The 2,120-nt window shown below is 33.1% G+C and carries 3 protein-coding genes; all 3 read right to left on the reverse strand.

What is annotated here, in order from left to right; genetic code table 11:
- Window positions 1-187: 187 nt before the first annotated feature.
- The 3 genes from SPD89_RS22635 to SPD89_RS22645 all read right to left on the reverse strand — a co-directional run bounded on the left by SPD89_RS22635 (window position 188) and on the right by SPD89_RS22645 (window position 1,945).
- On the reverse strand, window positions 188-886 hold the full coding sequence (locus tag SPD89_RS22635) for a helix-turn-helix domain-containing protein (RefSeq protein WP_336264209.1): 699 nt from the start codon (window positions 884-886) through the stop codon (window positions 188-190).
- Window positions 876-1,085, reverse strand: a complete 210-nt coding sequence (locus SPD89_RS22640; protein WP_336264210.1) for a hypothetical protein — start codon at window positions 1,083-1,085, stop codon at window positions 876-878. Before SPD89_RS22640 ends, SPD89_RS22635 begins: the two co-directional genes overlap by 11 nt.
- 491 nt (window positions 1,086-1,576) lie before the next feature.
- Window positions 1,577-1,945, reverse strand: a complete 369-nt coding sequence (locus SPD89_RS22645) for an ABC transporter substrate-binding protein (protein ID WP_336264211.1) — start codon at window positions 1,943-1,945, stop codon at window positions 1,577-1,579.
- Window positions 1,946-2,120: the final 175 nt, after the last annotated feature.

The raw sequence follows: 2,120 nt of genomic DNA on the forward strand, positions 1-2,120 counted from the left end.
ATTTAAAGAATCACTGGAATACAAATATCTGGAGGAACTATTCGAAGCGTCTTTTTTGCGAAATCAGTTGTTTGAAGGAGATAAAGTTGCTTAATTGCTCAAAATGGAATAGAAGGAAAACACAGTAATAGTAAGGGGTTCAGTACAAAACAGCATCTGAAAACCCCTATGTTTCGGGGTGCGAAACTTAAGTTAATAATTTTTTTGCCTGATTCAATCGGTAATGATTCAAGTACTCTCCAGGTGGCATCGATAAATGTTTTTGAAATAAGTAGGCAATTTGGTTTACATTTATTTGGTGCCTTTCCGCTAAAACTGATACACTTAACGGTGTTTCATAATTCTCATGAATATCATCTAAAATTTGTTCTAGCATTTGTTTGTTTTTACTTTGCCCAGATTTCTCCATAAAAGAGACCATTAAATTTAAAGTATTAAACCATATTTCTTGTATGCGAAGGCTATAGTAAGGGACTGGACTTTGCCAATAGTGAACTAACTTATTTAAATTTTCAAATATACGCATGTATTCTATAGATGATATTTGAAAATGTTTTTTAGATAAATCACCTTCTGCATCATCTTTTATTTTTAATGTTTTATAAAGGACAAGAATATACACCCAATCCTCATCTCCCACAACTTCACGATCATTTCTCATATGAGGGCCAGCATGTACGATAACACCAGGCTTTAAATCATAACTACTTTCATTAAAGTGAAAAATAGCTTGTCCTTGAATTGGAAAGATAAATCCCGAATACTCTGAATTCATCCACCCTATAGATTTCACTTTAGGTTTACGAACTTCTTTCGTAATACTTTCAATACGCATATAATAATTTGAAAAATATTGCAATAACACTTCCGGTGTTCTAATCTCCATTTTCATCACACTTTACTTTATTAAGTCTAATTCTGCATTCGTTTATAATGTATTTAAGACATTTTTCCAGCGGTTTATCAGGATAATATATTTGATTACGAACATCTATAAGTGATATCGATGAGCGTGCCCACAAGCGGGTGGTAATCTCAATTATTTCTTCTGTAAACTGATTAATTACATGACTTTCTCTAGACAAAAATATTCACTCCTTTACTAAAATCCTGTCTATTAGACTATTATAAATGAGAATGAGAATGAGTATCAAATATATCCGGAAAAATTTAAAGATTATAATTTCTATGTTATGAGGAAAGAAGAATTGAGTCATGGGTAAAAACAAGGCTCAATAGATGGAGAGTGTCATATTCGGTTAACAATGAATTTTTTTTTAATAATTAGAATGTGGACAATTTTTTTAGTTATTTATTTACAAAAAAAGACAAATAAATGTTTATGTCATTTCTTATCCATTTTTGAACTACTCATAATACAGATCCATTCGTTTGAAAATAGTAATAACCAGCCATAACACTTGTCGCGTGCCACGGCTAGTTATTTGTTTTGTTAGTCTACATTAGTTTTCTGTCATTTTCTTAGTTAATTAGGCAAATAGAAGCTCTATCACCACTTATTTCCATATTGGAGAATTTCAGACAATTTGCATGATTTTTTTTACTGATCCAAAGCCTAAAGAACAGCCTGTACACCGTACGTGATACCAATCGGTCCGTAACCGAGAGCCAACTCTCCATTAATTGAATAGACGTGATTGTTCTGAACGGCCTTCAATCCTCGCCAAACCTCACTTTCTTCCCACTCATCTGTTAATGTTGGAATCGATTGATCACTATCATTGAAATAACCCAAAAATAAATGGTCTATATCTAGTGTAGTTATGCCCTCTAAACTAATCTGCTCTCCTTCTTGCATTGTATCAGGCACTGGCGCTTTAAGACCAAGCCCATCATAGTATGGCTTCAAATAATCAATGCCTTGTAGCCATACTTCCTTCTCTCTTACTTGCACAAACGCTACTATGCCTTCCAAGTTAGCCAATCATTCCCTGCCATCTTTCACAATTAATATTAAGGAGTCATGTTAAATGAAAAGGAGAAGAGACGAAATTGTTTCCTATGATGCATTGCATTTTTATTTGCAAAAGTCCCATTACATGTTTATGGTGCTTATCGTACATATTTGGAACCCAATTTTTCATATAGTGGGCATTTTG

It is taken from the genome of Pseudogracilibacillus sp. SO30301A, from assembly GCF_037072025.1.
Taxonomy (GTDB): domain Bacteria; phylum Bacillota; class Bacilli; order Bacillales; family Amphibacillaceae; genus Pseudogracilibacillus.